The organism is Cohnella xylanilytica (assembly GCF_014212175.1).
Lineage (GTDB): Bacteria > Bacillota > Bacilli > Paenibacillales > Paenibacillaceae > Cohnella > Cohnella xylanilytica.
In genome coordinates this window covers 1-24,650 of the sequence record NZ_JACJVR010000015.1, presented here as the reverse complement: position 1 = coordinate 24,650, position 24,650 = coordinate 1, and the positions used below count along the sequence as shown (strand labels likewise).

Sequence of the window (24,650 nt, the reverse complement as noted above, 5' to 3'; positions counted from 1 at the left end):
GCATAACGGGGAGGATAAAGACATGAAAAAAGCGTTAACGATGCTGTTGACGAGTTCCCTGGTTCTCGGATTGGCCGCGTGCGGCGGCGGCAATAACGGCGGGAACGGCAACGGCGGCTCGGATGCGGGCTCCAGCCCGTCGTCTGCGGCCTCCAGCTCGGCGGGGGCGTCCGCGTCTTCGGGCAGCGGCGATCCGGTCACTCTTCGCGTGGCTTGGTGGGGCGGCCAATCCCGGCACGACTACACCCTCAAAGTCATCGACATGTACGAGAAGCTCCATCCGAACGTCACGATCGAGCCGGAATACGCCAGCTTCGACGACTACTGGAAGAAGCTCGCTCCGCAGGCGGCGGCGAAGAACCTTCCGGACGTCATCCAGATGGATATCTCTTACCTGACGCAGTACGCGACCCAAGGCCAAATCTCCGAATTGCAGCCGTACATCGACAACAAGCTGATCGACACGACGAACATCAGCGACGCGGCCATCGCCGGCGGCAAGGTGAACGACAAGCTGTACGCGTTCAACCTCGGCAACAACGCCCTGCTCAGCGTCATCGATAAGGCGATGCTGGAGAAGGCCGGCGCGACGATGCCGGCCCAAGAATGGACCTGGGACGACTTCACCGCTCTCGGGGACAAGCTGAAGGCCCAAGGCAAGATCCTCACGCAGGACCTCCGCCACGACGTCTTCTTCCCGTTCTACCTGCGAAGCCAAGGCCAGCACATGTACGCGGCCGACGGCAAGAGCCTCGGCTACGCGGACGACAAGTTCTTCATCGACTTCTACAACATGTATAACAATTGGTACCAGAGCGGCTACCTGCTCTCCCTCGACAAGCTGGCGCAGAAGAAGGGCACGCCGGAGGACGGCGAGCTCGAGCTCGGCAATGCGGTCAGCACGTGGGGCTGGTCGAACCAGTACATTCTGTCGGCCGCCGTCGCCAAGCGCCCGCTCGAGATTCTGCCGGTGCCGGGCTGGAACCAGAACGGCGCGCTGTTCCTCAAGCCGTCCATGTTCTTCTCGATCGCGGAGAACTCCAAGGTCAAGGAAGAAGCGGCCAAGTTCATCGACTTCTGGGTGAACAACGTCGACGCCAACAAGATCATCCTGGGCGAACGCGGCGTGCCGGTATCGTCCGCCGTCAAGGACGCTCTGAAGGACTCCCTGACTCCGGAACAGACCAAAGTGTTCGAGTACGTCGCATGGGCCGAGCAGAACGCGACCCCGATGGATCCTCCGAACCCGGCCGGCGCCACGGAAGTCGACAAGCTGCTCAAGGAGACCGCCGAACAGATCATGTACAAGAAGCTCACCGTCGAAGAAGCGGCGAAGAAGTTCCGCGAGCAGGCGAACAAGATTCTCGGCAAATAAGCAAGAGGGTTAGAGCCGCCTAAACAACAAGGCTGCCCGAACGTACGGCGCCTGAACGGTAGCCCAAAACGTGAGGCGCCAAAACGATGGGCGCATGAACGATAGGTGCATGAACGATAGGCGTCAAAACGAGAGGCTGTCCGAACGGCAGAGAGCTGCCGGCCGGACGGCCTCTTTTGCGTTTCGTCCCCTTTTCCCCCCGCCTGATTGGAACCGTCCACCGCTCCAATGACCCGTTGCCCCCGACGGCGCCGCTCCTCCCCTCGCGAATCCGCTACCCCGCCCCTTCTCTCAAGTCGGCTATTTGAACAAAAACCACGGTTTTTTGCCTTCAGAAGGTTCGGCCGAGATCGCATAATGAGACTAAGAAGAAAACGCGTACATTCAAGGGAGTGGAAGTCATGAAGCTGAAGCTGCGCCACAACGAACATATCGTCGGCTACATTTTCTCGGCCCCGTTCATCCTGGGCTTCCTTGTTTTTATCCTGTTCCCGATGGCTTCCTCCCTGTACTATTCGTTCACGGATTACAACATGCTGACCAAGCCGACCTTCATCGGGTTCGACAACTATACGCGAATGTTCACGGACGACGAGAAGTTCTGGAAGTCCGTTCGGGTCACCTTCACGTACGTCTTCGCCAGCGTGCCGCTGCGGCTCGCGTTCGCCCTGCTGGTCGCCATGCTGCTGAACCGGTCGATCCGGGGCGTCGGCTTCTACCGTTCCGCCTACTACCTGCCTTCGCTCATCGGCGGCAGCGTGGCGGTCTCGATCCTCTGGACCCAAGTGTTCGGCGACCAAGGCATCATCAATTCGGCGCTCGGCTTGATCGGCATCGAGTCCACGAAGTCGTGGATCGGCACTCCCGAGACGGCCATCTGGACGTTAATCGCGTTGGCGGTGTGGCAGTTCGGCTCCTCGATGCTCATCTTCCTGGCGGGTCTCAAGAACATCCCGAAGGAGCTCTACGAAGCCTCCGGAGTCGACGGCGCGGGCCGCTTCCGCCAGTTCTGCCGAATCACGCTCCCGATGCTCAGCCCGATCATCCTGTTCAATCTGATCAACCAGACGATCTCCTCCTTCATGACGTTCACGCCGGCCTACATCATCTCCCGCGGCGAGGGCGGTCCGCTGGACTCGACGCTGCTCTACTCGCTGAACCTGTACAAGCGCGCTTTCGAATTTTACGAGATGGGCTACGCGTCCGCCATGGCTTGGGTCATGCTGCTCGTGATCGGCATTCTCACCCTGGTGCTGTTCCAGACCTCGAAGTACTGGGTGCATTACGAGAACAAAGGAGGCCACTGATATGGCGCTGTCTCGACGCTGGAGCAACGCATTCTACCATATCCTGATCGGCGGGATCGCCCTCGTCATGCTGTATCCGCTTATCTGGCTCTTCGTCAGCTCCTTCAAGCCGAGCCAGGAAGTGTTCACGACCGCGAACAGCCTCATCCCGAGCCGCATCGCCTGGGAGAACTACAGGACCGGCTGGGCGGGCTTCTCCGGCAATACGTTCGCCAACTTCTTCAAAAACTCGTTCATCATCGCGATCTTCTCCACGATCGGGGCGGTCGCGAGCTCGACGCTCGTCGCCTATGCCTTCACCCGGATCCGCTTCTTCGGCCGGGGGTTCTGGTTCGGCGCGATGATGATGACGATGATGCTGCCCCGCGACGTGACGATCATCCCGCAATACATCATGTTCACGGACTTCGGCTGGCTGTCTTCCTTCAAGCCGATCATCGTCCCGCAGTTTTTCGGCATCCCGTTCTTCATCTTCCTGATCATGCAGTTCATCCGCACCGTTCCGCTCGACCTGGACGAGGCGGCGAAGATCGACGGCTGCTCCAAGTACGGCATTTTCTTCCGGGTCATCCTGCCTCTGTGCGTGCCGGCTCTCGTGACCGCGGCGATCTTCTCCTTCTACTGGACGTGGGAAGACTTCTACCACCCGCTGCTGTACTTGAACAAGCCGGACCTGTACCCGGTGTCGCTGGCGCTGAAGCTGTTCCTGGACGGCGAGTCCCTGAACAACTGGGGCGGCATGTTCGCGATGTCGATTCTGAGCTTGCTGCCTGTGTTCGTGATCTTCTTCCTGTTCCAGCGCTACATCGTGGAAGGCATCGCGACCAGCGGTCTGAAGTGACGATATGGGCGATAGGGACGTTAGGGATGGCAAGGACAACAGGTATGAGATGGATGACGTGATCGAGACGGAGGATGCGGAAGACACCAGATACGCGGAAGATACGAGTGACAGGAACGATATGGACAATCTCGATTGGATGGAAGGAGCGGACGATATGCCGGCATTGGTATTCGACGAGAACGAGATTAAGAGGGTCATCGATAGAGTCGTGGACCGCACGTTCCGGATGGACTTCAGCTGGGACTGGCCGGGCGGGGTCGCGTTCTACGGAGTATGCGAAGCTTATGAGGCGACGGGGAAAGAGGAGTATCTTCAAAAGGTGAAGGAGTGGGTCGACGAGAATATCGCGGACGGCTTGCCCAAGCTGACGGTGAACGGAGTGTCGATCGGGCATTCGCTTCTGACCTTGTATTCGGCCACGAAGGAAGAGAAGTATCTCGATACGATCAAGGAGATGGCCGAGTACCTGAAGAACGATGCGGTGCGCTTCGGGGACGGCATCTTCCAGCACACGGTCAACTCGGAGACGTACAACTTCCCCGAGCAGGCGTGGGTCGACACGATGTTCATGGCCGGCTTCTTCCTTCTTCGGGTGGGAGCGCTGCTCGGTCGGGACGATTACTTCCAGGACGGGCTGCGGCAGTACCACGGTCATGAGAACGTGCTGCAGGACCCGGTGACGAATTTGTACTACCACGGCTGGGACAACATCGCCGGCAACCATATGAGCGGCATTCACTGGGCGCGGGGCAACTCCTGGGCGGCGCTGACGATGGCTCGCGCGCTCGAGCTCGTGCCGGTCGACCTGCCGAACTTCATGGTTATCGAAGGCTCGCTCCGCGACCAGCTCAGCGCGCTCGTTCGCCTGCAGGACCCGGCGTCCGGCCTGTGGCATACGATCGTCGACGATCCGTCGTCGCCGCTCGAGACGTCCGGCTCCGCCGGCATCGCCTGCGCCCTGCTGACGAAGGGGCGCCTGTACAACAAGTACACGCAGAAGGCGATCGACGGCATCCTGGCGCGCATCGCCGAAGACGGCACCGTCACCGGCGTCTCCGCCGGCACGGCCGTCATGAAGGACGCCGCCGGCTACCGCGGCGTGCCGGACAAGCGCATCCAGGGCTGGGGCCAAGGCCTCACCCTGGCGTTCCTCGCGGAGCTGCTGCGCGTGAAGCAGAATCCGTATTGATAGCGAGGCCGTCCCTTCCGGGGCGGCCTTTTGCTTTTGGGGCTGCGTATGTGAGTAATCCAGTTACTCTCTTTTGACCACATCGCCGCTTCTCCGCCCCTGTGAGTAATCCAGTTACTCTCTTTCGTCCACATCGCCGCTCCCCCGCCCATGTGAGTAATCCAGTTACTCTCTTTCACCCACATCGCCGCTTTCCCGTCCATGTGAGTAATCCGGTTACTCTCTTTCGTCCCCACCTCCACTTTCCCGATCATGTGAGTAATCCAGTTACTCTCTTTCACCCACATCGCCGCTTTCTCGTCCATGTGAGTAATCCGGTTACTCTCTTTTGTTCGCTCTTACCGGCAACTCATCGCCAATTACCTTTTTTGAGTAAGTTTCGGTCTCGTCGCTATAAATCCCATTCTCCGGCCGGTCGGGGAAGTTTCCGCAACCATATACCCCTTGTCAGCCAAGGATTGCATATACGAAGTAGCAGTCTTACTCGAGATATCCAATTCCTTGGCTACCATGGCCGGGGTCATCCGCTCCCCTTTAAAGGTAAGACTATAATGCAAGATCGCTCGCTCATAAACGCCAAGCTTTACTCCCTTGCCAGGTGCCGTCTGCCCCCACTTCGCCAGAGCATAGAGCACCGTCTGTTGGCAGCGCGACGGCTGTTCCCTTATGCCGTCGTAGGTGAAGCGCAGCAGCTTCTTATCGTCCAGCAGCAGAAGATTCTGCCGCTCGCTGTTGCGGTCGAAGTCCCGGCGGCTGATGTCTCTCCAATGCGGGCCGAAGCCGTCGCATTCGATCATCATCTCGAAGAAGCGGTTCGGTATGTTAGCGTAGTCGACAAAGTTAACCCCTCCCCGCAAGTCCCGGACCTCCCATTCGGGATGCAAATCATCCAAATGACCGACCGCCAGCCACCACACTTTCAGACGAACATTTTCTCCAAATAGCCATGCTCCTCTAGCAGCCTTCGCTTCCGTTCGCCCCGGCTCTCGCCGATCGCCTTCTCCATCATCCGCTCGTAAGCCAGCCGGAATGGAGGATCGACCTTCTCTGCCGCCTCCGACTCGGCCCACGGATCTCTATGAAGCCTCATCTTCGCCCTTCCATATTGCTTCCTCGTATCCACGCTACCCGCCCTCTCCCGGCAAAAATAAACAAGGCCGCCCGCCCGGATTCGATCCGGAACGAGCGGCCTGTGCTTCAGGTCCTGTTACCTTATAAAGTAATAGAAATCCGGCGCGAATGCAAGCGCGAATTCCGCACAACTACAAACTACAGGTTACAAGCTTACACGAACTTCGGAAGCCAGTCCCCGTGCGCTTCGATCAGGTCGTCGCACAGCGAGACGATGTCGTCGATCGACAGCTCGGCCGCCGTGTGCGGATCCAGCAGAGCCGCGTGGTAGATGTGCTCCTTCTTGCCCGTCATCGCCGCCTCGATCGTCAGCAGCTGCGTGTTGATGTTCGTGCGGTTCAGCGCGGCCAGCTGCGGCGGCAGGTTGCCGACGTACGTCGGCGTCACGCCGGACGCATCGACGAGACACGGCACCTCGACGCAAGCTTCGCGAGGCAGGTTCGCGATCAGCCCGCCCGCGTTCATCACGTTGCCGCCGATCTTGAACGGCTTGTTCGTCTCCATCGCCTCGAAAATATACGAAGCATACTCGTGCGAACGCTCGTGGGTGAGCTGGCTGTTGTTCACGATGCTGTCGCGCATTTTCGCCCAATTCTCGATCTGGTTGACGCAGCGCCGCGGATATTCGTCCAACGGAATGTTGAAGCGCTCGATCAGCTCCGGATAGTTGCGCTTGATGAAGTAAGGATGGTACTCCGCGTTGTGCTCCGACGACTCGGTCACGTAGTAGCCGAAGCGCAGCATCAGCTCGAAGCGGACCATGTCCGGGTGCTTCTCCTTCTGCTTCTCGGCCGCGAGCCGCTTGATCTCCGGATACAGGTCGACGCCGTCCTTCGTCACCTCGAGCAGCCACGCCATGTGGTTGATACCCGCGATTTTGGACTGCACGCCCGTCTCGTCCATCCCGATCGCCTTGAACAGATCGTGCACGCACACCTGTACGCTGTGGCAGAGGCCGACCGTCTTCACGCCGCCGTACGTGTTCATGACGTTCGTCAGCACGGCCATCGGGTTCGTGTAGTTAAGGAACCAGGCGTCCGGACATACCTCCTGGATGTCGCGGGCGAAGTCGAGCATAACCGGAATCGTGCGCAAATTGCGGAAAATCCCGCCGATCCCGAGCGTATCCGCGATCGTCTGGCGAAGGCCGTACTTCTTCGGCACTTCGAAGTCGGTCACCGTGCACGGCTCGTAGCCGCCGACCTGGATCGCGTTGACGACGTATTTGGCGCCGCGCAGCGCCTCCTTGCGATCGGAGTAGGCAACGACCTTGCACGTGCTTCCCGTGGACGCCTTCAGGTTGTTCAGCATGTTCTCCGAATCCTTCAGCCGCTCCGGATTGATGTCGTACAGAGCCAGCTCGAAGCCTTGCAGGGATGGGGTCAGCATGCTGTCTCCCAGTACATTTTTGGCGAAGACCGTGCTTCCCGCTCCGAGGAACGTAATCTTGGACATGACGGACCAGACCTCCTAATATGCGGTGGTGTTAAGGCTTTATGCGTCTTATAATATAGAAAAAGCGCTTACCGACATATGGAGGTTTTTATTCGTTATATGGAATTTTGTAGTCTGTAGTGACCAAGGAGAGGTGTCGCCCCATGCTTAGAACGTTCTCCCAAACGGCCGTCCATCCGAACCCGAGAGCCGGGGGCGCGTTAACCGTCCTGTTCTCCGGCCAATCGCAGACCGAGCCGGGCCACCGGATGGGGCCGCAGAAGCTCGATTACGTTCTCATTCATACCGTCATCGACGGGGAAGGCTGGTTCCGCTGCCGGGACAAGCATTACGCGCTCGGTCCCGGCGACAGCTTCGTTATCCTGCCGGGGGAGCTGCATACGTACCAGTCGGACGAGAGCCGTCCTTGGCGCTACCGCTGGATCGCCTTCCGAGGGACGGAGGCGGACCGCTGGCTGGCCGCGGCGGGCATCGACGCCGACCGGCCGATCGTCCGCGGAGGAGACGGGACGGCGCTGAAGGCGATGGCGGCGGTCGAGAAGGCGTTCCGCCGGAAGGAGTGGACGAGCGAATGGGAGGCCGAAGGCTGGCTGCGGCTCGCCTTCTCCGCCTGGGCGAAGGCGAACCGGCCGGGCGGCCCGCCCTCCGGCCAGGGCAAGCCGGGGGTCGCGGCGATGGAAGCCGACCGCGCCGCCCGGTGGCTCGAGGCGCAGTCGGCCCATTCCGTCTCGATCGCGCGGATGGCGAAGGAGCTCGGGTACCACCGGACGCACTTGACGAAGCTGTTCACGCGGGAGCTCGGCATGTCCCCGATCCAATACCTCCAGCGGCTTCGGATGGAGCGCGCCAAGACGCTGCTGCTGGAGCCGCTGTCGGTGGAGGAGGTCGCCTTGTCCGTCGGCTACTCCGACCCGCTGTACTTCAGCAAGTCGTTCAAGAAGCTGACGGGGATGACGCCCACGGAGTTCAGACGCTCGCAAGGGGGCTGAACGCGGAACCGCGGCGGGTCCGGTCGGCCGATCATTTCAGACGCAAGCCGCCGTCCACCTCGAGCACCGTGCCCGTCACGAACGTGTTGTCGACGAGATAAGCGATCGCCTTGGCGAGATCCTCCGGCTCTCCGATCCGTCCGACGGTCGTCTCCTCGGCGTACTGTTTGAAGGCAGCGGACCTCTGCTCTTCCGGCAGCCAATTCCACCAGGAAGTGTTGACGACTCCCGGAGAGACGGCATTGACGCGAAGCGGAGCGAGCTCGAGGGCCAGGCTGGGCACCATCGCTTCCAAGGCGCCGTTGATCGCGGCCAAGCCGGAGATCCCGACGGCGACCCTGCGCGCGGAGATGGCCGAGACGAAGGTGATGGAACCGCTTGGGTTCAGCGTCGGGAGAGCGAGCTGCGCGGACGCGAGCTGCGGCCAGAACTTCGCCTCGAACCCGGCGCGCAGTTCTTCCAGGGACAGCTCTCGGAAGGCGCCCGCTCCCTTGGCTCCGGACACGGAGATGACGAGATGATCGAAGCGGCCTTGACGCTCATAGAACGCCCGCAGCGCTTCCAGGGAACCGGAGTCGACCGCTTCCCCGCGGGCGTTCGGCCCGAGCTCCCGGAGCGCGGCCTCCAGCTTGACGGGGTCGCGGCCGGTCACGACGACCTCCGCGCCGCCTTCGGCCAGCATTCGCGCCGCCGCGAGTCCGATGCCGGACGTTCCTCCGAGGATGATGACCCGTTGTCCTTCGAGCGAGCTTCTCATAGGTTGGTGCCTCCCTGTCGTTTCGGTTGATTTGAACTGCTGGCTAGATTATAATACGTTACGTAACGTAATGTAAATAAGGGAATGGTAAAATTTATCGGGAGGTTGTTCGGAAAATGAATGCTTCATCGGACCCGGCCGCCAGAGCGGCGCCCGGCCGGCCCCGAAGCCGGCAGGCGTTCGAGGCCGTCATGAGCGCGACCGAGACGCTTCTTCGCGCCGAAGGCTATCGCGGCTTAACGATGGAAGGAATCGCGAAGGCCGCGGGAGTCGGGAAGCCGACGCTGTACCGCTGGTGGCCGAACGTTCCCTCCATCGTCATGGAGGTCATGAAGAGGCAAGCGGAGGAAGAGATCGCCGATTCCGACTCCGGATCGGTTCGCTCCGATCTGATCCGCTTCATCGGCGGGACTTGCGAGAAGCTGTCCGGGCCGTCGGGCGAGATCATGTCCAGTCTCATGGCGGAAGCCCAATTGAACCCGGAGTTCGCGGCCGCGTTCCGGGAGGAGTTCATCTCCGCGCGCCGCGAACGGCTGATCGCGATCCTTCGGCGGGGAGCCGCGCGGGGGGAGCTATCGGAAGACGCCGATATGGAGTGGCTGGCGGACCTCGTCTACGGGCCGATCTGGTACCGCCTGCTGAACGGCCACGCCGCGCTGGACGAACGGTTCGCGAGCTCTCTGGCGGAAGCGGTCCTCCTGAACGCGAACAAGTCCGCCGGGTAATCCGGCGGACTTCTTCTTTTTTTTCACGACTGACCGCGCTTGATCGCCTTCAGCCGCTTCATGACATCGTTGCCGCCGCGGCCGAAATAGTCGTGCAGCTCCCGGTATTCCTTGTACAACCGGTCGTAAACGGCGGAGTTCTCGGGAATCGGCTTGAACGTCTCCTCCCGCACCCGGGCCATCCGCTCCGCCGCTTCGACGACGGAATCGAAGCCGCCGGCTTCCGCTCCCGCCGCCACCGCGCCGAACATCGCCGCGCCGAGCGCCGCCGTCTGCGTCGAATCGGCGATGCGGATCTCGCGCCCGGTCGCGTCCGCGTAGATCTGCATGAGCAGCCGGTTCCTCTGCGGCAGCCCGCCGCAAGCGTAGAGCTCGTCGACGGCGACTCCGCCCCGCTCGAACGCCTCGATGATCGCCCGCGTTCCGAACGCGGTCGCCTCGAGCAGCGCCCGATAGATCTCCTCCGGCTTCGTCTGGAGCGTCATCCCGACGACGACGCCGGAGAGGTCCGCGTCCATCAGCACGGACCGGTTGCCGTTCCACCAGTCGAGCGCGAGCAGCCCGCTCTCCCCCGGCTTGGCCGCGGCGGCTCTCCGTTCCAGCCATTCGTGGACGGAGACTCCCTCCTCGGCCGCGAGCTCCTTCACGTAGGCCGGCGCCGCTTCCTCCACGTACCAGGCGAAGATGTCGCCGACCGCGGACTGCCCGGCCTCGTACCCGTAATAGCCGGGGACGATGCCGTCCTCGACGACGCCGCAGATGCCTTCGGCGTGCACTTCGCGGTCGCTCAGCAGCAGGTGGCAGGTCGACGTTCCCATTGCCATGACCAGCTTGCCGGGCGTCACGACGCCGACGGCCGGCACCATGGCATGGGCGTCGATGTTGCCGACCGCCACCGCCGTTCCGGCGCGCAATCCCATCAGGCGCGCCATGCTCTCCGAGAGCTCGCCGGCCTTCGAGCCGAGCGCTTCGATCGGTCCGCGCAGCTTCGTCTCGGCCAGAGAAGCGAGCTTAGGATCGAGCGCCCCGAGGAAGTCCGCGGACGGGAAGCCGTCGCGCTTGTGCCAGACGGCCTTGTATCCCGCCGTGCAGCTGTTCCGGACGAGCCGGCCGGTCATCTGCATAACGACCCAATCCGCCGCTTCCATGAACGTATCCGCCCGCTCGTACACCTCGGGGGCTTCGTTCAGAATTTGCCACGCCTTGGCCAGCATCCATTCCGAGGACAGCTTGCCGCCGTACCGCGGCAGGAACGCTTCGCCCCGCTCCAGCGCGAGCTCGTTGATCCGGGTCGCCTCGTCCTGCGCGGCGTGGTGCTTCCACAGCTTCACCCAAGAATGCGGGTTATCGCGCCACTCCTCCCGCATGCACAAGGGGGTCCCTGCCTCGTCCAGAGGCATCATCGTGCAGGCCGTGAAGTCGATCCCGACGCCGACGACCTGCTCCGGATCGATGCCGGCTTCCTTCACCACGGCCGGCACCGAGCGCCGCAGCACCTCCAGATAGTCGTCCGGGTGCTGCAAGGCCCAATCGTGCCCGAGCTTCGCTCCCGTGCCCGGAAGCTTCTCGTCGATGACGCCGTGAGGATAGCGCGTCACATGCGTAGCCACTTCTTCGCCGGTAGAGATATCGACGAGCAGCGCCCTGCCCGACTCCGTTCCGTAATCCACTCCGATCGCATAGCGTCGCTTCATCCGTATCGTCCGCCTTCCGTTCCTCTTTGTCCTATGTGACCGGGCCGAGCTCGAGCCGGAATCGGCCGGTCAGCCGATCCGGTTCACTTCATTGCGGAAAATCTCGATCGCGGGCCCCTCTTCCGCCCGTTCCTTGCGAATCCGCCTCAGAAGAATCTCCCCCGCTCGGGTCCCCATGTCGTAAGGATGCTGGTCGATATAATAAAAACCCGGCTGCCGTAGCAGCGAGATCGCCTCCACCTCGCCGAACGACGCGACGGCCATATCCTCCGGAATGCGCAGCCCGCTCCGGACGATCTCCAGCAGGACGCCGAGGCTCATCCGGTTGTTGAGCGACACGATCGCCGTCGGCTTCGGGTCGGCTTGCAGGAACTTGCGCACCGCCCGGACGCCGTCCTCCGTCGAGAAAGCCCCGTTATATACGAGCGGCTGCTCTCGGAGACCGCGCTCCCTCATCGCCCGGAGCACGCCCTCGAACCGTTCGCGCCCCGTGCTGACCCTCGCCGGCCCGTTCACGACGCCGATCCGGACGTGCCCCTCTTCGAGCAGCCGGCCGGTCAGGCGGTACGCCCCTTCTTCGTTGTCCTCCGCGACGAGGTCGAGCACCCCTGCTCCTCCCGTCTCCGTTCCGAGCTTCCGGTCCACGAGAACGATCGGCAATCCGGATTCCGAGAGAGCCTTCACCGTCTCGTCGTTGCCGCCCGCCGTCGCCAGCACGACGGCGTCCACCCGCTTTTCTCGAAGAAGCTGGAGCAGACGGCCTTCCTTCTCCGGATTCTCGTCGGAGCTGCAGAACATTAGCTGGAAGCCTTCCGCGCCCACCGCGTCTTCAATGCCCCGGGAAATACCCATGAAGTAGGGGTTGGAGATATCCGGGACGATAACCCCGATCATGTACGTCTTATCCTGCTTCAGGCTTCGGGCGATCGCGCTCGGCTGATAGTTCAGCTTCGCCACCGCCTCCAGCACCCGCTCCCTGATCTCGTCGCTTACGTAGCCGCTGTCGTTCAACACCCGGGATACGGTCGCCGTCGAGACTTCCGCCTCCGCCGCCACTTCCTTGATCGTCGCTTTCGCCACTTGCCGGTCACCTCTAACACTGAGCTTGCTTGTGTGTAATCGATTACGTAAACGATTACACATTGAGAATAGCGGATGAGCCTCCCGTTCGTCAACCGCTTATTTTTCTGCGTTTTTTTCTACGGACGGTCAATTCACTAACGGAGCTTGTCCTAGAATATTTGATTTGGACTCGATTCTGTCTCGAATAGGCGCCTACTTGAATTTGGTATGAAAAACCATACAAATCCTGCTTCAAGGAAGCGCCTTGCTTGAATTTTGTACGAAAAACCATACAAATTCGGCTCCAAGAAGGCGCCTGCTTGAATTTTGTATGAAAAACCATACTAACCCTGCTCCAAGAAGGCGCCAACGATGCTATTCGAAATATCGCACAAGTTTATCCGCTTGCCTGCGGTGAAGCCCGCCATGTCGGCGAGATTGGGCTCGTCGGCCCGGTCCCTGCCCACTGAGCTTCTTGCTGGCATTCTATTCGGCGAGTTCCAGGCGAGAGGGGTTCGCAGCTCGCAGCTCGGCAAGCAGCAAGTGCGTCGCTATTGCGGGGTTCCGTCGCGGTGAACGGAAGATCAGCAGCGGGTACGCTATATCGGCTGAAATACGCCGTTGCGGGCGCGGATATAAGCTGCGGAAAAGCCAAAAAAAAGGAGCCGGTCCGGCCGCCAACGGCGCCGAACGGCTCCTTCCCGGTTATTGATACGTCACGTGCGAGGAGAGCGGACCGTCCTTCGGCACGACGTGATAATACGTCACGCCCGGCACGAACGGCAGCTCGACTCCGTCCTTCAACAGCCGGACGATGTCGCCCTTGGTCCGCTGCCATTGACACTCGATGACGTGCCCCTGCTGGAACAGCAAGGCGTCCCCGCCGCTATACAGGTCGATCTCCAGGCGGCCGTAGTCGTCGTACGTCTTGTGCTTCGCGGACAGGAACACGAGGTTGGCCGCCGTCAGCTGCTTGTCGTTGTTCTTGTCGACGTGCGGCTCGCCGTTGATCGACCGGGCGTACAGGCCGGTAGCCGGGTCGTAGGCGTACGACACCTTGTAGCTGGACAGCTGGAACTTCACGTCCACCGAGGTCGCCGCCGGCTCGGCCGCCACGTTCGGGGCGGCGCTGAACGATAGCTGCGGCACCGGGGCCGTCTCGTCGTACTTCAGCTTGGCCGCGCCTTCGCGCAGCTTCTCGACCGTCGAATAGAGGTTATGCGGCGCCTTCCTCGATTTGTCCCGATAGAAGTAAGCGCCCGCGTTGTTGATCTCGTCCAGGTCCGCCTTCCCGGAATGCTGCAGGATGGCGAGGGCGTCGTTGCTGGCGCCCGCGTGGACGAGCACGCCGCCGTACGATTCGCCGACGTCGATCAGGTAAGGACGGATGCTGCGGATCGGGCCGATCGGGTCGCTGAAGTCGCTGCTCTGGAATATCCCCACCAGACGGGTAATCCCGCCTTCCGCGAGAATCTCCCATACCGTGTCGGCGTTCGTGAGCCCGGACTGCGGGCGCGCCGGCGCCAGGTTGTTGATCATGACCGCGAGCGGACGCTTGCTTACGGCCTGCTGGACCGGCAGTCCGGTCAGCGGGGCGAGGAAGTCGGCGGTAGGCGACGCGGACGCGCTGGCCGAAGCCGACGCCGAAGCGGCGGCGCCGGGCGGGGTCTCCGCGGGATCGACGGAAGCCGGCTTGTCCTGTCCGCCGCAGGCGGAGAGCGCCGCAGCGCTTGCGACGATCGCGAGAACGATCGCGCCTCGCTTCATTTTCAACGGGATAGTGCCCTTCATCTCGTAGCCTCCGTCGCCTGGGATCGTTCATGTCGTTCATGGCGTTAAACTCTCCCCTTATTAAACCATATCTTCCCGGCTCTTGTCTCGGTTCCATGAACCGCGCCCGCCGCCCGGGTGAAAACGTTGTAGTCAACCCGCCCCCGATCGGATATAATGGAAGCAGCGATAATTTAAAGGCAATGTTACCGAATCAGGTACAACCTCGGCGGGCAAGATGGCAGAGGTTGTGCCTTTTTATTTTGCGCCGCCGGTTATCCGCCATCCTACTCATAAGGAGTTGTTGTTCATGCTGAGAGAAGCGATCTTCCACCGTCCGAAGCAGAATTGGGCCTATTCGTACGACAGGAGCACGGTGCACCTGCGGGTTCGCACGAAGCGCGACGACGCCGAGCGGGTCCGGGCGATCGTCGGCGACAAGTACGCTTGGGAGAAGACCGTGAACACCGTGGAGATGCGCAAGTTCGCCTCCGACGATCTGTTCGACTACTGGGAAGTAGCCGTTCAGCCTCCGTACCGCCGCCTTCGCTATGCCTTTCTTTTTAGCAAAGGGAACGAGGAGCTGTACCTGACGGAGAAGGAATTCCGCGCGGAGCCGCCGGCGGACAGCCTGGAGATGTTCGACTTCCCGTACATCAACCCCGTCGACGTCTTCCAGCCTCCGGCTTGGGTGAAGGACGCCGTGTTCTATCAGATCTTCCCGGAGCGGTTCGCGAACGGCGATCCTTCGCTCGACCCGGAGAACGTGGAGCCGTGGGGCGGCAAGCCGACTCCGACGAACTTCTTCGGCGGCGATCTGCAAGGGGTAATCGACCATCTCGACCACATCGAACGGCTCGGGGTGAACGCCATCTACTTCACGCCGCTGTTCGAAGCGACGACCAATCACAAGTACGACACCCGCGACTACTTGAAGGTCGACCCTCACTTCGGCACGAACGAGAAGCTGAAGGAGCTCGTCGACGCCTGCCATAAGCGCGGCATCCGGGTGCTGCTGGACGCGGTGTTCAACCATGCGGGACGCACGTTCGCGCCGTTCGTGGACGTGCTCGAGAAGGGCGCGGCTTCGCCGTACGCCGACTGGTTCCACGTGCGCGAATTCCCGCTCCGGGTCGAGGACGGCATTCCGACGTACGAGACGTTCGCCTTCGAGCCGATCATGCCCAAGCTGAACACCGAGAATCCCGAGGTCAAAAAGTATCTGCTCGAAGTAGCGCGCTACTGGATCGAGGAGGTCGGCATCGACGGCTGGCGGCTGGACGTGGCCAACGAAGTCGACCATGCCTTCTGGCGGGAGTTCCGGCAGACGGTGAAGAAGGTCAACCCGGACGCCTACATCCTCGGCGAGATCTGGCACGATTCGATCGCCTGGCTGCAGGGCGACCAGTTCGACGCCGTCATGAACTATCCGTTCACGAACGCGGTGCTCGACTTCTTCGCGAAGGGGACTCTCGACGCCGCCGGGTTCTCCCGCGCCATCGGCAAGCAGCTCGCCGCTTATCCGCAGCAGGTGAACGAGACGGCGTTCAACCTGCTCGACAGCCACGACACCCCGCGCCTGCTGACGCTCTGCGGCGACGACGAGCGGCGGATGCGGCTGGCGGCGCTGTTCCAGCTCACGTACCCGGGAACGCCCTGCATCTATTACGGGGACGAGGTCGGCATGAACGGCGCAGGCGATCCCGACTGCCGCAAGTGCATGGTGTGGGAGGAGGACAAGCAGAACCGGGAGATGCTCGAGTTCTACCGGCGGACGATCTCTCTTCGCAAGGAATTCTCCGCCCTGCGGGACATCGACATCCGGTTCCTTCAGGCGGAGGAAGGCAGCCGCGTTCTCGTCTACGAACGCCGCTCCGAGCAGGGCCCGAGCTTCCTCATCGCGCTGAACGCAGGCGAACGCCCGGCGAAAGTGTCGGTCGAAGCGGCGGGCGCCTGGGTCGACGCCTATTCGGGCGAAGCCGCCGCGGTCTCCCGCGGGCGCCTCGAAGCCTCGCTTCCGCCCTACGGCTTCGTCGTCTGGAAGCAAGCCTGATCTTATAGGGCCAAAAGCCTGCGCCGGTGCGGCGCAGGCTTTTTCGTTCGCGGCGTCGAATATCCGAACGGATCCGGCAAGCGCGCTCAGAACACCCGCTCGTTGTAGCCCAGCAGCCGCTTGCGGCGAGGGTTCGCCCGCTGAACGATCTCGTCCGGGAGACGGTAGGCGGCGTTGATGTCGTGGGTCATGTGCGGCACGATGAATTTTTTGCGATAGATGATCTGCTGCACGTAGCGGGGAACGTCGCTCCGGTTCCGGGCTCCCCGGTGCCATACCTGGCTGTTGAACACGAGGCAGTCGCCCGCTTCCGCCAGCACGGACACCGCTTCGCGTCCCTTGTACGTGCCGATCTCCTCGGAGAACTCCAGCAGCTTCCCGGCGCGATGGGAACCCGGAACGACTTGCGTCGGGCCGAGATCCTCGGTGATATCGTCCAGGTAGTAGAGGCCGTTCACCAGGTAGACCGGCATCCGGATACGAGGATCGAGCTCCACTCCGTCCGGCAGCGGGAAGAACAGCGCTTCGTCGACGTGCCATTTGCTGACCCCGTTGTTCTTCGTCGTCCGCATGCCGTTCATGCTGCTAAGCTGGCAGTCCGGCCCCAGCACCTCTTCGATGAACTCGCTGATGACGGGATGATCCACGAGAGATTCGAAGATCTCTCCTCTCTCGAACATCGGGCCTTGCAGCATGACGCCGTCGTCCTTGCCCTCGAACGCCTGGCGGATGCCTTCCTTGACGGCCGCCACTTCCCCGGGAGACAGCACTTTTTTGAAAAGCACATACCCGTCGCGATGAAGCTGTTCCAGCTCTTGCGCATACTTCTCCGTTGCCGTTGGCATCATCATTCACCTCGTATCGTTAGATTGGGATTGGGTTATCGGTTGCGGGCCGCAGCACGTAACCTCGCCGGAGCGCGTCCCGCCGCAGCCCCCAAGACATGCCCGCGTTCCGGCCGAGAGCGGAGAGCCATCCTCTATTCCGGCACCGACGCTCGCGGCCCCGGCCGCGTGCCGCACCTTCTTGAGCCGATCGCCCGTCAGCGATTCGGTCGTCAGCGCGATTTTCTGCGGAATTTTGTAGGGCGGCAGCTTATCGGCGCAGAACTCCCGGATCGCGCGGCGAAGCTCGCCGAGGCTCATCTCCGCGCCGGGACGCAGCTTCACGGTCGCCTTCACCAGCTGCCCGGTAATCCCGCTCGGCTCCCCCTCGACGACGACCGCCTCGACGCCTTCGATCCGCTCCAGCACGCCTTCCACTTCCGCCGGATACACCTTCTCGCCCCCGACGTTGATCATCTCCGAGCGCCGCCCGAGAATGCGCAAGTACCCGTCTTCGACGACCGCTTCGTCTCCCGTGCGCAGCCAGCCGTCTTCCGTGAACGGGCTCGGAGCGTTCAAGTAGCCGACCATCGCCGACTCGCTCTTGATCTCGAGCATGCCGTCGACGAGACGGTAAGCCCCCTCCCCGCCGCGAAGCGAGAAGTGCAGCGAATCCGAGCCCCTGGACTTCGTCGGCAGAACCCCCAGCTCCGACATTCCGTACGCCTGCACGGTCCTCACCCAGGGGAACCGCGCGTTCCACGCCGCGAGCGTGGCGGGCGGCATCGGCTCGGAGCCGTAGGAGACGACCTTCAGGCTCGACAGCTCGAAGCGCCGCCAAGCTTCGCTGAGCAGCAGCAGGTTGAGGAACGTCGGCGACGCCGGGAGCGCCTCCGCGCGGTGCCTCTCGATCGTCCGGCACACCTCTTCCGGAGATCGGTCGTTCAAGAAGCAGAGCGTCCCTCCGTTCGCCAGCGTCTGAAGCAGCGTGTTCAGCCCTCCGATGTGGCCGAACTTCATGAACGCGATCGTGACATTCGCTCGGCCCGCCCGCTCGAACTTCTTCAGCAGACGGTCGGCCCGGTGGACGGCCGCCTTGCTCCGGCCCGTCGATCCGGAGGAGAACACGACGAGCCCCGGAGCCTCCTCCGTCAACAGGGAGACGAGCAGCTCGTGCCGGACGGTTCCTTCGCCGCACGGCGTCGCCGAGACGCCGCGCTCCTCCGCCCGGACTCTCGCCTGCGCCTCCCCGACGGCCAAGTATTCCCGCACCTTCTCGTTCGGGAGACGGCGATCGATCGGGAGGACGATGCAGCCTAGCCGCAGCAGAGCGAACAGCGCGGCCGCCGCGTAGGGGGAATCCTCCTCCTCCAGCGAGACGACGCCGCGGCGAATGCCGAGCCTCTCCAATTGGTTCGAAGCCGACCGGATCTCCCTCGCCAGCCAGCGGTACGAATAGGACTCTTCCCGCCAGAGGAACGCGGTCCGGTCGCCGTAACGCTCGAAGCGGTCGATGAACGCCCTGACGTCCATACGATTGACTTCCATTCGGTTGACGTCCATATGGTTGACGTTCATATGGTTGACGTTCATATGGTTGACTTCCATACCGTTCGCGGCCTCCTTCACGATACGCTGGCGGATTTCGGCCATCGCGACAGGAGATAGCCGATGAGCGAATCGACCGTCCGGTACGGACTCTCCGGCGACGAGACCGGCGGCGAGTCGGACAGGGAGATGCCGACGCCGAGCTCGTCTTCGATTCCCTGCTCGACGGAAGCGAGCAGGGAGACCAGCCCGAGCGAGTCGAGCGAGCCGTCGCGGCCGTACAGCGGAGCCCGCTCTCCGAGCTCGACCGGGATGCGGGCGCCGCGATAGGCGTTGATCTCCCGGCAGCTGTCGAGCACGATGCGCGCGACGGCTTCGCGGGGGCCGGCCGCCGCGAGATCGCTCCGCTTCTCCGCCCGCTTGCGGAACAGGCCCGCCGTTCTCGTCTCGGCGGCGAGCTTCTCGTACAGCTTGTGCTCGCGAAGAACGAGCGCCTCGAGCTTCGCCCCGAACCGAAGCAGCCTCTCCCGCGCGCGATCGTTCGCCGCTTGGCCCTGAAGCAGCCGGTGAAGCCCCTCCCACTCGGAGACGATCCCGGCGAACTCGGCTTCGAGCTCCCCGTAGGGCGAACCGAGCCGGTCGGCCGCCTCCCGCAACAGATCGCGGAAGAAGTAACGGCTCCACCGCATGTCGAAGGCGAAGGCAGACAGTGCGGCCAGGGACGAATCCTCGCCTTCCATGCCCAGATGCAGCTTCTTCGTCAACTGGAGGGAGACGGCGTGCCCGAAAAAGTACGTGCGCTCCCCGTCCCGGATCTCCCGCCCGGACAGGAATTCGTGCGCCTCCGTCGCGAGCGTCGAGCGAAGCGCCTCGCCGTACTCCGCGTCGCCAAGCCTCCGCTCGGCCTCGATAACGACGGAGCCGAACGAATGAAGCTCCTCCTTGCGCTTCGCGGCCGCGAGCTCCGGAATGCTCTTGTTCCCCCTCCAGAAGCTCTCGAACGCCTCCAGGGAGATCGGGCCAACGTAGCGGGACGGCACGGGATCGTAGACGAGCGCGCGGCCGTTCTCGATTCCGTACACTGCGAGCCAGTGGTCGACGAGGTACAGCCGCGAGCCGGGCTCGACGAGCTTCTCGATGTACTTGGGGTTTAAGTAATCTTCGCAGTAGGGGAGGCGGTAGCTGCTTCCCGTCGCCAGGAACAGCCGGCCTTCCCGGAGCCGCTCGCGCAGCCGGTTCAAGCCTTCCTCGAACGAGGGCGCTTCCTCCTTGCCCTTCTGGAGCCAGACGGCTTCCTCGTAATCGAGCTTGTTGAAGTAGGTTTTGACCAGTCCGGTGTCCGAACAAGCCGGCAAGCCGTACAGTCTGGCGTTGGCCAGCAGGGCCAGGCTGCTCGTCGAGCCCTGGCGCTTCAGCACTTCGTGGATGAGGGGGAAGTTGCACGGGTAGTAATACGGGATCTCCAACAGAGGGTCAAAAAGCGGGACCTGCAAGGCTCCTCCTTTCCGCCGTGCGGGAAGAGGCGTCTTCCCACCGGTCGACCTTGTAGTGAAGAACGGTATCGTCCGAGGCGCGGAACGCCCGGTTGGGCAGCGCGCCGCCGTCGGCTCGGGTCTCGAACCTGCGGAAGCCCCGCGTGAACCGGAACCGGTAGCCGCTGTCCCGGGGAACGGCGAAGCGGCCGGCATAGCGGCCGTCGTCCGCGCGGACCAGCCTCATGCCCATGCCGCCGTATATGGCGTCCGCCGGTTCTTCCTCCGGCGGAACGTCCGCCGTCATCTCCACCCGGACCGTGGTCGACAGCTCCGGCACGACCTCGAAGACGGCGGTCGCCGTTAATCCGCAAGCCGCGAGAGTGACGGCCGTCGTCCCCGGCTTCTTCGGGACGACCGTCCCGTCCGGAAGCACTTCGAGCACGTCGGGATTCTCGACTGCATACTCTCCGTCGAGGACGGTGCGGGCGAACCCGCTGTCGTAGCGAAGAAGGGCGTTGACGCGGACCCGATGGCCGCCCTCGAGGCCGATCCGCGTACGGCCGACCAGCTCCAGCGAGACGAGACGCCCGATTCGGCCGAACAGGAATAGCAACGGCAGATGGACGCGTTCGCCCCAGTCGGCTTCCTGGTGCGCGGCTTCCGGCTGCTCCAGGAAAGCGATATTTTCGCCGCGGCGGAGGCCGTCCTCTTGAAGCTCGCGGACGACGCCGAGAACGTGCCGCGGCAGGAACAAGCCTTCCGCGTCGCCGATATCCAGCCAGACCTTCTGATCGGGCCCGGCCCGGTGGCGCCGGTATAGAACTTCTTCTTGAAGGCCCGACGGAGATCGTTCGTCCAATCGCGCCTTGACGAAGTACGGGGACAGCATGGCCAGCTTCCCGAATACGTCCGGATTCCGCAGGCCGATATGATACGTGGACAAGGCGCCCGCGGAGGAGCCCATCAGTCCGGTATGGCCGGGCCCCGGCAACGTGCGGAACCGCGCGTCGATGTAGGGCTTGACTTCGTTCAGCAGAAAATCTTCGTAGGCGAGGCCCGCGCAGGAGATGCCCGGAGCCTCTTCGGCAGGGACGATGAAGTGGTAATACTCGTTGGAGACGACGGGGCGTACGTGTGCGATCGCGACGATGAGGATAGGCTCCATCGCGCCGGCTTCGATCAAGCGATCGGCGGCCAGATGGACGTTCCACGATTCGGCGCCGGGCGCTTGCGGGGCGAACGCCCGCTGGCCGGCATGCATGTAGAGGACGGGATAACGACGGCCGGCTTCCCGGTCGTAGCCGGGCGGCAAGTAGACGAACAACCTTCTCTCGTTGTTCAGCGATGCCGACTTGAAGCATTCAACGGTCCGGATTGCGGAAGAAGACGCCAACGAATCTCCTCCTTGCCTGCGGGATGCGAGCGACAGCGGTTGCTTACCATCACCTCCTTCGGCGGACGCGCACGGGACTCGGACCGTCGGACGCGAACAACCCCGTATTCCCGTCTTGCGGCGAGAGTACGGGGTTGTTCCGGGGAACATTCGTCTGTTCCCGAGAAGCATGGCCCTCTAATTGTCCGGGTGTCCCGATTGCAGGCCTATCATACAACGAAACCGGTTCCCCTGTAAACCGGAAAATTTGCAGAAAATGGATTGACACCCTTCGCCCGATTTGATTACCATGTTGCCGAAGTTGAATTTAAGGGCAATGCTTTTTTGAACGCCGCGAGCCGACGTTCGAAAACAACCCCGGTCGCTCCCTTGTCGGAGAAACCGGGGTTTTGCTTTTTTGGAAGGAGGGAGGATCGTGTCGAATCGCGCGCCATCGTCGCCGTCGTAAAATCATTCGTGAAAGGTGGAGATTTATGTCGGACAGGAACCTTACCTCATCTGCTGTATCCCGTCAACCCGGGACGGCGGCCCTGCCCGCCCGGCTCCCGCGCCCTGCGCCAAATGGCCTGCCGAATTCCCCCGGGTCGAAGGGCTCGGATCCCGCTATCCCCGACCCGTTGAACTACTGCTCCGACGTCATCTACCAGATCTGCACGGACCGGTTCGCCGGCGGCCGCTTCCCGCTCGGCGCCTCGCCCGCCGGCACGAAGCTCTATTGCGGGGGAGACTGGCCGGGCCTCGTCGGCAAGCTCGAAGACGGCTACTTCTCGAGGCTGGGCGTCACGGCCCTCTGGATCTCCCAGCCCGTCGACAACATCGACGCCGTCGTCGACTACGAGGGAGTGAAGCATACGTCCTACCACGGCTATTGGGCCCGGGATTTCAAAAGGACCAACGCCCGGTTCGGCAGCTTCGACGATTTCCGCCGCCTCGTCGCCGCCGCTCATGATCGCGGCATTAAGATCGTCATCGACTTCGCCCCGAACCACACTTCGCCCGCCATGGAGACCGACCCAAGCTTCGCCGAGAACGGCAGGCTCTACGACGACGGCCGTCTGCTCGGGGGCTACACCGGTGACGCGGAAGGCCTGTTCCACCATAACGGGGGAACGGACTTCCTGACGACGGAGAACGACATTTACCGGAATCTGTACGACATGGCCGACCTCAACCACCTTCACCCCGTAATCGACCGCTACTTCAAGGAAGCGATCCGGCTCTGGCTCGACCTGGGCATCGACGGCATTCGCGTCGACGCCGTCAAGCATATGCCGGCCGGCTGGCAGAAAAACTGGCTCGCCTCCATCTACGGCTGCCGCCCCGTCTTCGTCTTCGGCGAATGGTTCCTCGGCTCCCCCGATGCCGATCCGGAGCATGCGAAGTTTGCGAACAAATCCGGCATGAGCCTGCTGGACTTCCGGCTTAGCCAGCAGGTTCGCCGCGTTTTCCGCGACCGCACCGCTACGATGTACGACCTCGACGAGACGATTCTCGCGACCGTGTCCGACTACGAGCGCGCGAACAGCCTGGTGACGTTCCTCGACAGCCACGACATGGCCCGGTTCAAGGCCGACCATGTCCCCGACCGCTCCGTCGAGCTGGCGCTCGTCTTCTTGCTTACCTCCAGAGGCGTGCCGGCCGTCTATTACGGCACCGAGCAGTACATGAGCGGCGAGAAGGACCCGCACAACCGGGAGACGATGCGCTCGTTCTCGGAGACGACGGTTGCCTTCCGGGCGATCCGGACGCTGGCCGCCCTTCGTCGGCGCAACCCGGCCCTCGCGTACGGCACGACCAGCCGGCTCTCGATCGGCCGCGACGCGTACGTCTTCGAGAGGCGGTTCGGCAGCAGCGTCGCCGTCGTCGCCATCAACCGCGACCTGGAGCGCTCCTTCCCCGTCCGAGGCATCGTCTCCTCGCTGCCGACCGGCCTCTACCCGGACGCGCTCGAAGGGCTGCTCGGAGGCCGGCCGACGATGTCGGCCGACGGCCGCCTCCCGGACTTCGAGCTGGGGCCCGGGGCAGCGGCGGTCTGGCATGACGCGCGCGTCGCGCCCCCGGAAGAAGCCGAGCCTCTCGTCGGTCATGTCGGGCCCCCGATGGGCCGGGCCGGCGGGGAGCTGGCGATCGGCGGAAGCGGATTCGGCCCGCGGCCCGGCGCCGTTCTCTTCGGCGGAGCGGAGCTGCCGGACGATCATGTGCTGTCTTGGAGCGACTCGGCCATACGGGCGAGAGTGCCCGGCGTTCCGGGCGGCCGCTACGAGGCAGGCGTGCGGACGGCGGCGGGGAGGGAATCCCGATCCCCGGCGGGAGGCGGCTTCTTCGAGGTTCTGAGCGGGGAGCAGATGGCCGTCCGCTTCGTTGTCCGGCGGGCGTGGACGGAATGGGGCGAGAACGTGTTCGTAGCCGGCGACGTCTCCGAGCTCGGCGGCTGGAACCCGGAGCGGGCGATCGGCCCGTTCGCCAACCAGGTGCTGTTCGCTTATCCGGACTGGTACTGCGACGTCAGCGTGCCCGCCGGGGCGGAGATCCGCTTCAAGTTCCTGAAGCGGAACGGCTCGTCCGTCCGGTGGGAGAGCGGCCCCGATCGCCGCTTCCGGACGCCTCGCTCCGGAACGGCTACCGTGACGTGCGATTGGAGATAGGATGGGCCGGGAAGAGATGGAGGGCTGTCCGCAAAGGCCTCATGGCCTTTCGGGACAGCCCCCTTTTTATTACAGATAGCCTATTTACATGCAAGCTCCGTTATCCACCGTTATCCATGATGGGTCCGAATCTTCGAGTGGATCCTGACCGCGAAGAAACTACGTGCGTCATGACCGGGCCGGCGAGCCCAAACTCGCCGACATGGGGGCTTCGCCGCAGGCAGGCGGATTCACTTGCGTGATTTTGCGAATAGCATCGTTGGAAAAAACAAGGCAGATGAATGTTGGATGATTTTTCGTACACCATTTAAGCAAGGCGCCTTTGTGAAGCGAAATTTGTGTGGTTTTTCATACAAATTCAAGCAAAGCGCCTTCCTGATGCAGATTTTGTACGATTTTTCGTTACTACTTAGG

Annotated in this window: 21 protein-coding genes; 10 read left to right on the top strand and 11 right to left on the bottom strand. The window is 62.6% G+C overall.

Annotated elements, in window-relative coordinates; genetic code table 11:
* Positions 1-22: 22 nt before the first annotated feature.
* The 4 genes from H7B90_RS04550 (at position 23) to H7B90_RS04535 (ending at position 4,715) form a co-directional block, all read left to right on the top strand.
* Positions 23-1,375 (top strand): ABC transporter substrate-binding protein, encoded by a 1,353-nt coding sequence (locus H7B90_RS04550; protein WP_185134698.1) that lies wholly within the window; start codon positions 23-25, stop codon positions 1,373-1,375.
* Positions 1,376-1,776: 401 nt separating this feature from the next.
* Positions 1,777-2,682: a carbohydrate ABC transporter permease gene (locus tag H7B90_RS04545; protein ID WP_185134697.1), complete on the top strand. Its 906-nt coding sequence runs from the start codon at positions 1,777-1,779 to the stop codon at positions 2,680-2,682.
* 1 nt (position 2,683) lies between these two features.
* Positions 2,684-3,523 (top strand): carbohydrate ABC transporter permease, encoded by an 840-nt coding sequence (locus H7B90_RS04540; RefSeq protein WP_185134696.1) that lies wholly within the window; start codon positions 2,684-2,686, stop codon positions 3,521-3,523.
* A gap of 157 nt (positions 3,524-3,680) precedes the next feature.
* Positions 3,681-4,715, top strand: coding sequence for a glycoside hydrolase family 88/105 protein (locus tag H7B90_RS04535; RefSeq protein ID WP_185134743.1), 1,035 nt, complete (start codon positions 3,681-3,683; stop codon positions 4,713-4,715).
* A gap of 359 nt (positions 4,716-5,074) precedes the next feature.
* Here H7B90_RS04535 and H7B90_RS04530 read toward each other — a convergent pair whose 3' ends face one another.
* The 3 genes from H7B90_RS04530 to H7B90_RS04520 all read right to left on the bottom strand — a co-directional run bounded on the left by H7B90_RS04530 (position 5,075) and on the right by H7B90_RS04520 (position 7,301).
* A complete protein-coding gene (locus tag H7B90_RS04530; protein WP_185134695.1) occupies positions 5,075-5,608 on the bottom strand; it encodes a helix-turn-helix domain-containing protein in 534 nt (177 codons plus the stop codon).
* 26 nt (positions 5,609-5,634) lie between these two features.
* Positions 5,635-5,805, bottom strand: coding sequence for a hypothetical protein (locus H7B90_RS04525; protein WP_185134694.1), 171 nt, complete (start codon positions 5,803-5,805; stop codon positions 5,635-5,637).
* Between the two features lie 194 nt (positions 5,806-5,999).
* On the bottom strand, positions 6,000-7,301 hold the full coding sequence (locus H7B90_RS04520; protein WP_185134693.1) for an alpha-glucosidase/alpha-galactosidase: 1,302 nt from the start codon (positions 7,299-7,301) through the stop codon (positions 6,000-6,002).
* 143 nt (positions 7,302-7,444) lie between these two features.
* Here H7B90_RS04520 and H7B90_RS04515 point away from each other — a divergent pair, with 143 nt between their 5' ends.
* Entirely contained in the window at positions 7,445-8,290 is an 846-nt protein-coding gene (locus H7B90_RS04515; protein WP_185134692.1) for an AraC family transcriptional regulator, read from the top strand.
* Positions 8,291-8,321: 31 nt separating this feature from the next.
* Here H7B90_RS04515 and H7B90_RS04510 read toward each other — a convergent pair whose 3' ends face one another.
* Positions 8,322-9,047 carry an SDR family oxidoreductase gene (locus H7B90_RS04510; protein WP_185134691.1) on the bottom strand — a complete coding sequence of 242 codons (726 nt, stop codon included), beginning with the start codon at positions 9,045-9,047 and terminating at the stop codon, positions 8,322-8,324.
* 116 nt (positions 9,048-9,163) lie between these two features.
* On the opposite strand from H7B90_RS04510, the gene H7B90_RS04505 reads away from it, so the two are divergent.
* Positions 9,164-9,772 carry a TetR/AcrR family transcriptional regulator gene (locus H7B90_RS04505; protein ID WP_185134690.1) on the top strand — a complete coding sequence of 203 codons (609 nt, stop codon included), beginning with the start codon at positions 9,164-9,166 and terminating at the stop codon, positions 9,770-9,772.
* A gap of 23 nt (positions 9,773-9,795) precedes the next feature.
* On the opposite strand, the gene H7B90_RS04500 is transcribed toward H7B90_RS04505, so the two are convergent.
* Both H7B90_RS04500 and H7B90_RS04495 read right to left on the bottom strand, forming a co-directional pair.
* On the bottom strand, positions 9,796-11,466 hold the full coding sequence (locus H7B90_RS04500) for a ribulokinase (RefSeq protein ID WP_185134689.1): 1,671 nt from the start codon (positions 11,464-11,466) through the stop codon (positions 9,796-9,798).
* Between the two features lie 69 nt (positions 11,467-11,535).
* Positions 11,536-12,546 (bottom strand): LacI family DNA-binding transcriptional regulator, encoded by a 1,011-nt coding sequence (locus H7B90_RS04495; RefSeq protein ID WP_185134688.1) that lies wholly within the window; start codon positions 12,544-12,546, stop codon positions 11,536-11,538.
* A gap of 354 nt (positions 12,547-12,900) precedes the next feature.
* Here H7B90_RS04495 and H7B90_RS04490 point away from each other — a divergent pair, with 354 nt between their 5' ends.
* On the top strand, positions 12,901-13,104 hold the full coding sequence (locus H7B90_RS04490; protein ID WP_185134687.1) for a hypothetical protein: 204 nt from the start codon (positions 12,901-12,903) through the stop codon (positions 13,102-13,104).
* A gap of 129 nt (positions 13,105-13,233) precedes the next feature.
* On the opposite strand, the gene H7B90_RS04485 is transcribed toward H7B90_RS04490, so the two are convergent.
* On the bottom strand, positions 13,234-14,319 hold the full coding sequence (locus tag H7B90_RS04485) for a DUF3048 domain-containing protein (RefSeq protein ID WP_246578713.1): 1,086 nt from the start codon (positions 14,317-14,319) through the stop codon (positions 13,234-13,236).
* Positions 14,320-14,608: 289 nt separating this feature from the next.
* Here H7B90_RS04485 and H7B90_RS04480 point away from each other — a divergent pair, with 289 nt between their 5' ends.
* Positions 14,609-16,351 carry an alpha-glycosidase gene (locus H7B90_RS04480; RefSeq protein WP_185134686.1) on the top strand — a complete coding sequence of 581 codons (1,743 nt, stop codon included), beginning with the start codon at positions 14,609-14,611 and terminating at the stop codon, positions 16,349-16,351.
* Positions 16,352-16,437: 86 nt separating this feature from the next.
* Here the strand turns inward: H7B90_RS04480 and H7B90_RS04475 are convergent, their stop codons facing one another.
* The 4 genes from H7B90_RS04475 to H7B90_RS04460 are packed head-to-tail and all read right to left on the bottom strand — an operon-like array spanning position 16,438 to position 21,591.
* Complete coding sequence (locus H7B90_RS04475; RefSeq protein ID WP_185134685.1) at positions 16,438-17,196, bottom strand: phytanoyl-CoA dioxygenase family protein; 759 nt, start codon at positions 17,194-17,196, stop codon at positions 16,438-16,440.
* A gap of 6 nt (positions 17,197-17,202) precedes the next feature.
* Positions 17,203-18,783, bottom strand: coding sequence for a class I adenylate-forming enzyme family protein (locus H7B90_RS04470; protein ID WP_260410747.1), 1,581 nt, complete (start codon positions 18,781-18,783; stop codon positions 17,203-17,205).
* Between the two features lie 17 nt (positions 18,784-18,800).
* Complete coding sequence (locus H7B90_RS04465) at positions 18,801-20,216, bottom strand: hypothetical protein (protein ID WP_185134684.1); 1,416 nt, start codon at positions 20,214-20,216, stop codon at positions 18,801-18,803.
* Complete coding sequence (locus H7B90_RS04460) at positions 20,197-21,591, bottom strand: alpha/beta hydrolase (protein ID WP_185134683.1); 1,395 nt, start codon at positions 21,589-21,591, stop codon at positions 20,197-20,199. The genes H7B90_RS04465 and H7B90_RS04460 overlap by 20 nt, the downstream gene beginning before the upstream one ends.
* Positions 21,592-22,064: 473 nt before the next feature.
* On the opposite strand from H7B90_RS04460, the gene H7B90_RS04455 reads away from it, so the two are divergent.
* Together H7B90_RS04455 and H7B90_RS32495 are read left to right on the top strand one after the other, a co-directional pair.
* Positions 22,065-24,236 (top strand): alpha-amylase family glycosyl hydrolase, encoded by a 2,172-nt coding sequence (locus H7B90_RS04455; protein ID WP_185134682.1) that lies wholly within the window; start codon positions 22,065-22,067, stop codon positions 24,234-24,236.
* Positions 24,237-24,470: 234 nt separating this feature from the next.
* Positions 24,471-24,650: hypothetical protein (locus tag H7B90_RS32495; RefSeq protein WP_221481910.1), on the top strand; the 180-nt coding region annotated here is incomplete at its 3' end.

Coding starts and splice junctions, on each gene's coding strand:
- H7B90_RS04550 (WP_185134698.1), top strand. CDS start 23: ATGAAAAAAGCGTTAACGATGCTGTTGACGAGTTCCCTGGTTCTCGGA.
- H7B90_RS04545 (WP_185134697.1), top strand. CDS start 1,777: ATGAAGCTGAAGCTGCGCCACAACGAACATATCGTCGGCTACATTTTC.
- H7B90_RS04540 (WP_185134696.1), top strand. CDS start 2,684: ATGGCGCTGTCTCGACGCTGGAGCAACGCATTCTACCATATCCTGATC.
- H7B90_RS04535 (WP_185134743.1), top strand. CDS start 3,681: ATGCCGGCATTGGTATTCGACGAGAACGAGATTAAGAGGGTCATCGAT.
- H7B90_RS04525 (WP_185134694.1), bottom strand. CDS start 5,805: ATGAGGCTTCATAGAGATCCGTGGGCCGAGTCGGAGGCGGCAGAGAAG.
- H7B90_RS04520 (WP_185134693.1), bottom strand. CDS start 7,301: ATGTCCAAGATTACGTTCCTCGGAGCGGGAAGCACGGTCTTCGCCAAA.
- H7B90_RS04515 (WP_185134692.1), top strand. CDS start 7,445: ATGCTTAGAACGTTCTCCCAAACGGCCGTCCATCCGAACCCGAGAGCC.
- H7B90_RS04510 (WP_185134691.1), bottom strand. CDS start 9,047: ATGAGAAGCTCGCTCGAAGGACAACGGGTCATCATCCTCGGAGGAACG.
- H7B90_RS04505 (WP_185134690.1), top strand. CDS start 9,164: ATGAATGCTTCATCGGACCCGGCCGCCAGAGCGGCGCCCGGCCGGCCC.
- H7B90_RS04500 (WP_185134689.1), bottom strand. CDS start 11,466: ATGAAGCGACGCTATGCGATCGGAGTGGATTACGGAACGGAGTCGGGC.
- H7B90_RS04490 (WP_185134687.1), top strand. CDS start 12,901: ATGCTATTCGAAATATCGCACAAGTTTATCCGCTTGCCTGCGGTGAAG.
- H7B90_RS04485 (WP_246578713.1), bottom strand. CDS start 14,319: ATGAAGGGCACTATCCCGTTGAAAATGAAGCGAGGCGCGATCGTTCTC.
- H7B90_RS04480 (WP_185134686.1), top strand. CDS start 14,609: ATGCTGAGAGAAGCGATCTTCCACCGTCCGAAGCAGAATTGGGCCTAT.
- H7B90_RS04475 (WP_185134685.1), bottom strand. CDS start 17,196: ATGCCAACGGCAACGGAGAAGTATGCGCAAGAGCTGGAACAGCTTCAT.
- H7B90_RS04470 (WP_260410747.1), bottom strand. CDS start 18,783: ATGGAAGTCAACCATATGAACGTCAACCATATGAACGTCAACCATATG.
- H7B90_RS04455 (WP_185134682.1), top strand. CDS start 22,065: ATGTCGGACAGGAACCTTACCTCATCTGCTGTATCCCGTCAACCCGGG.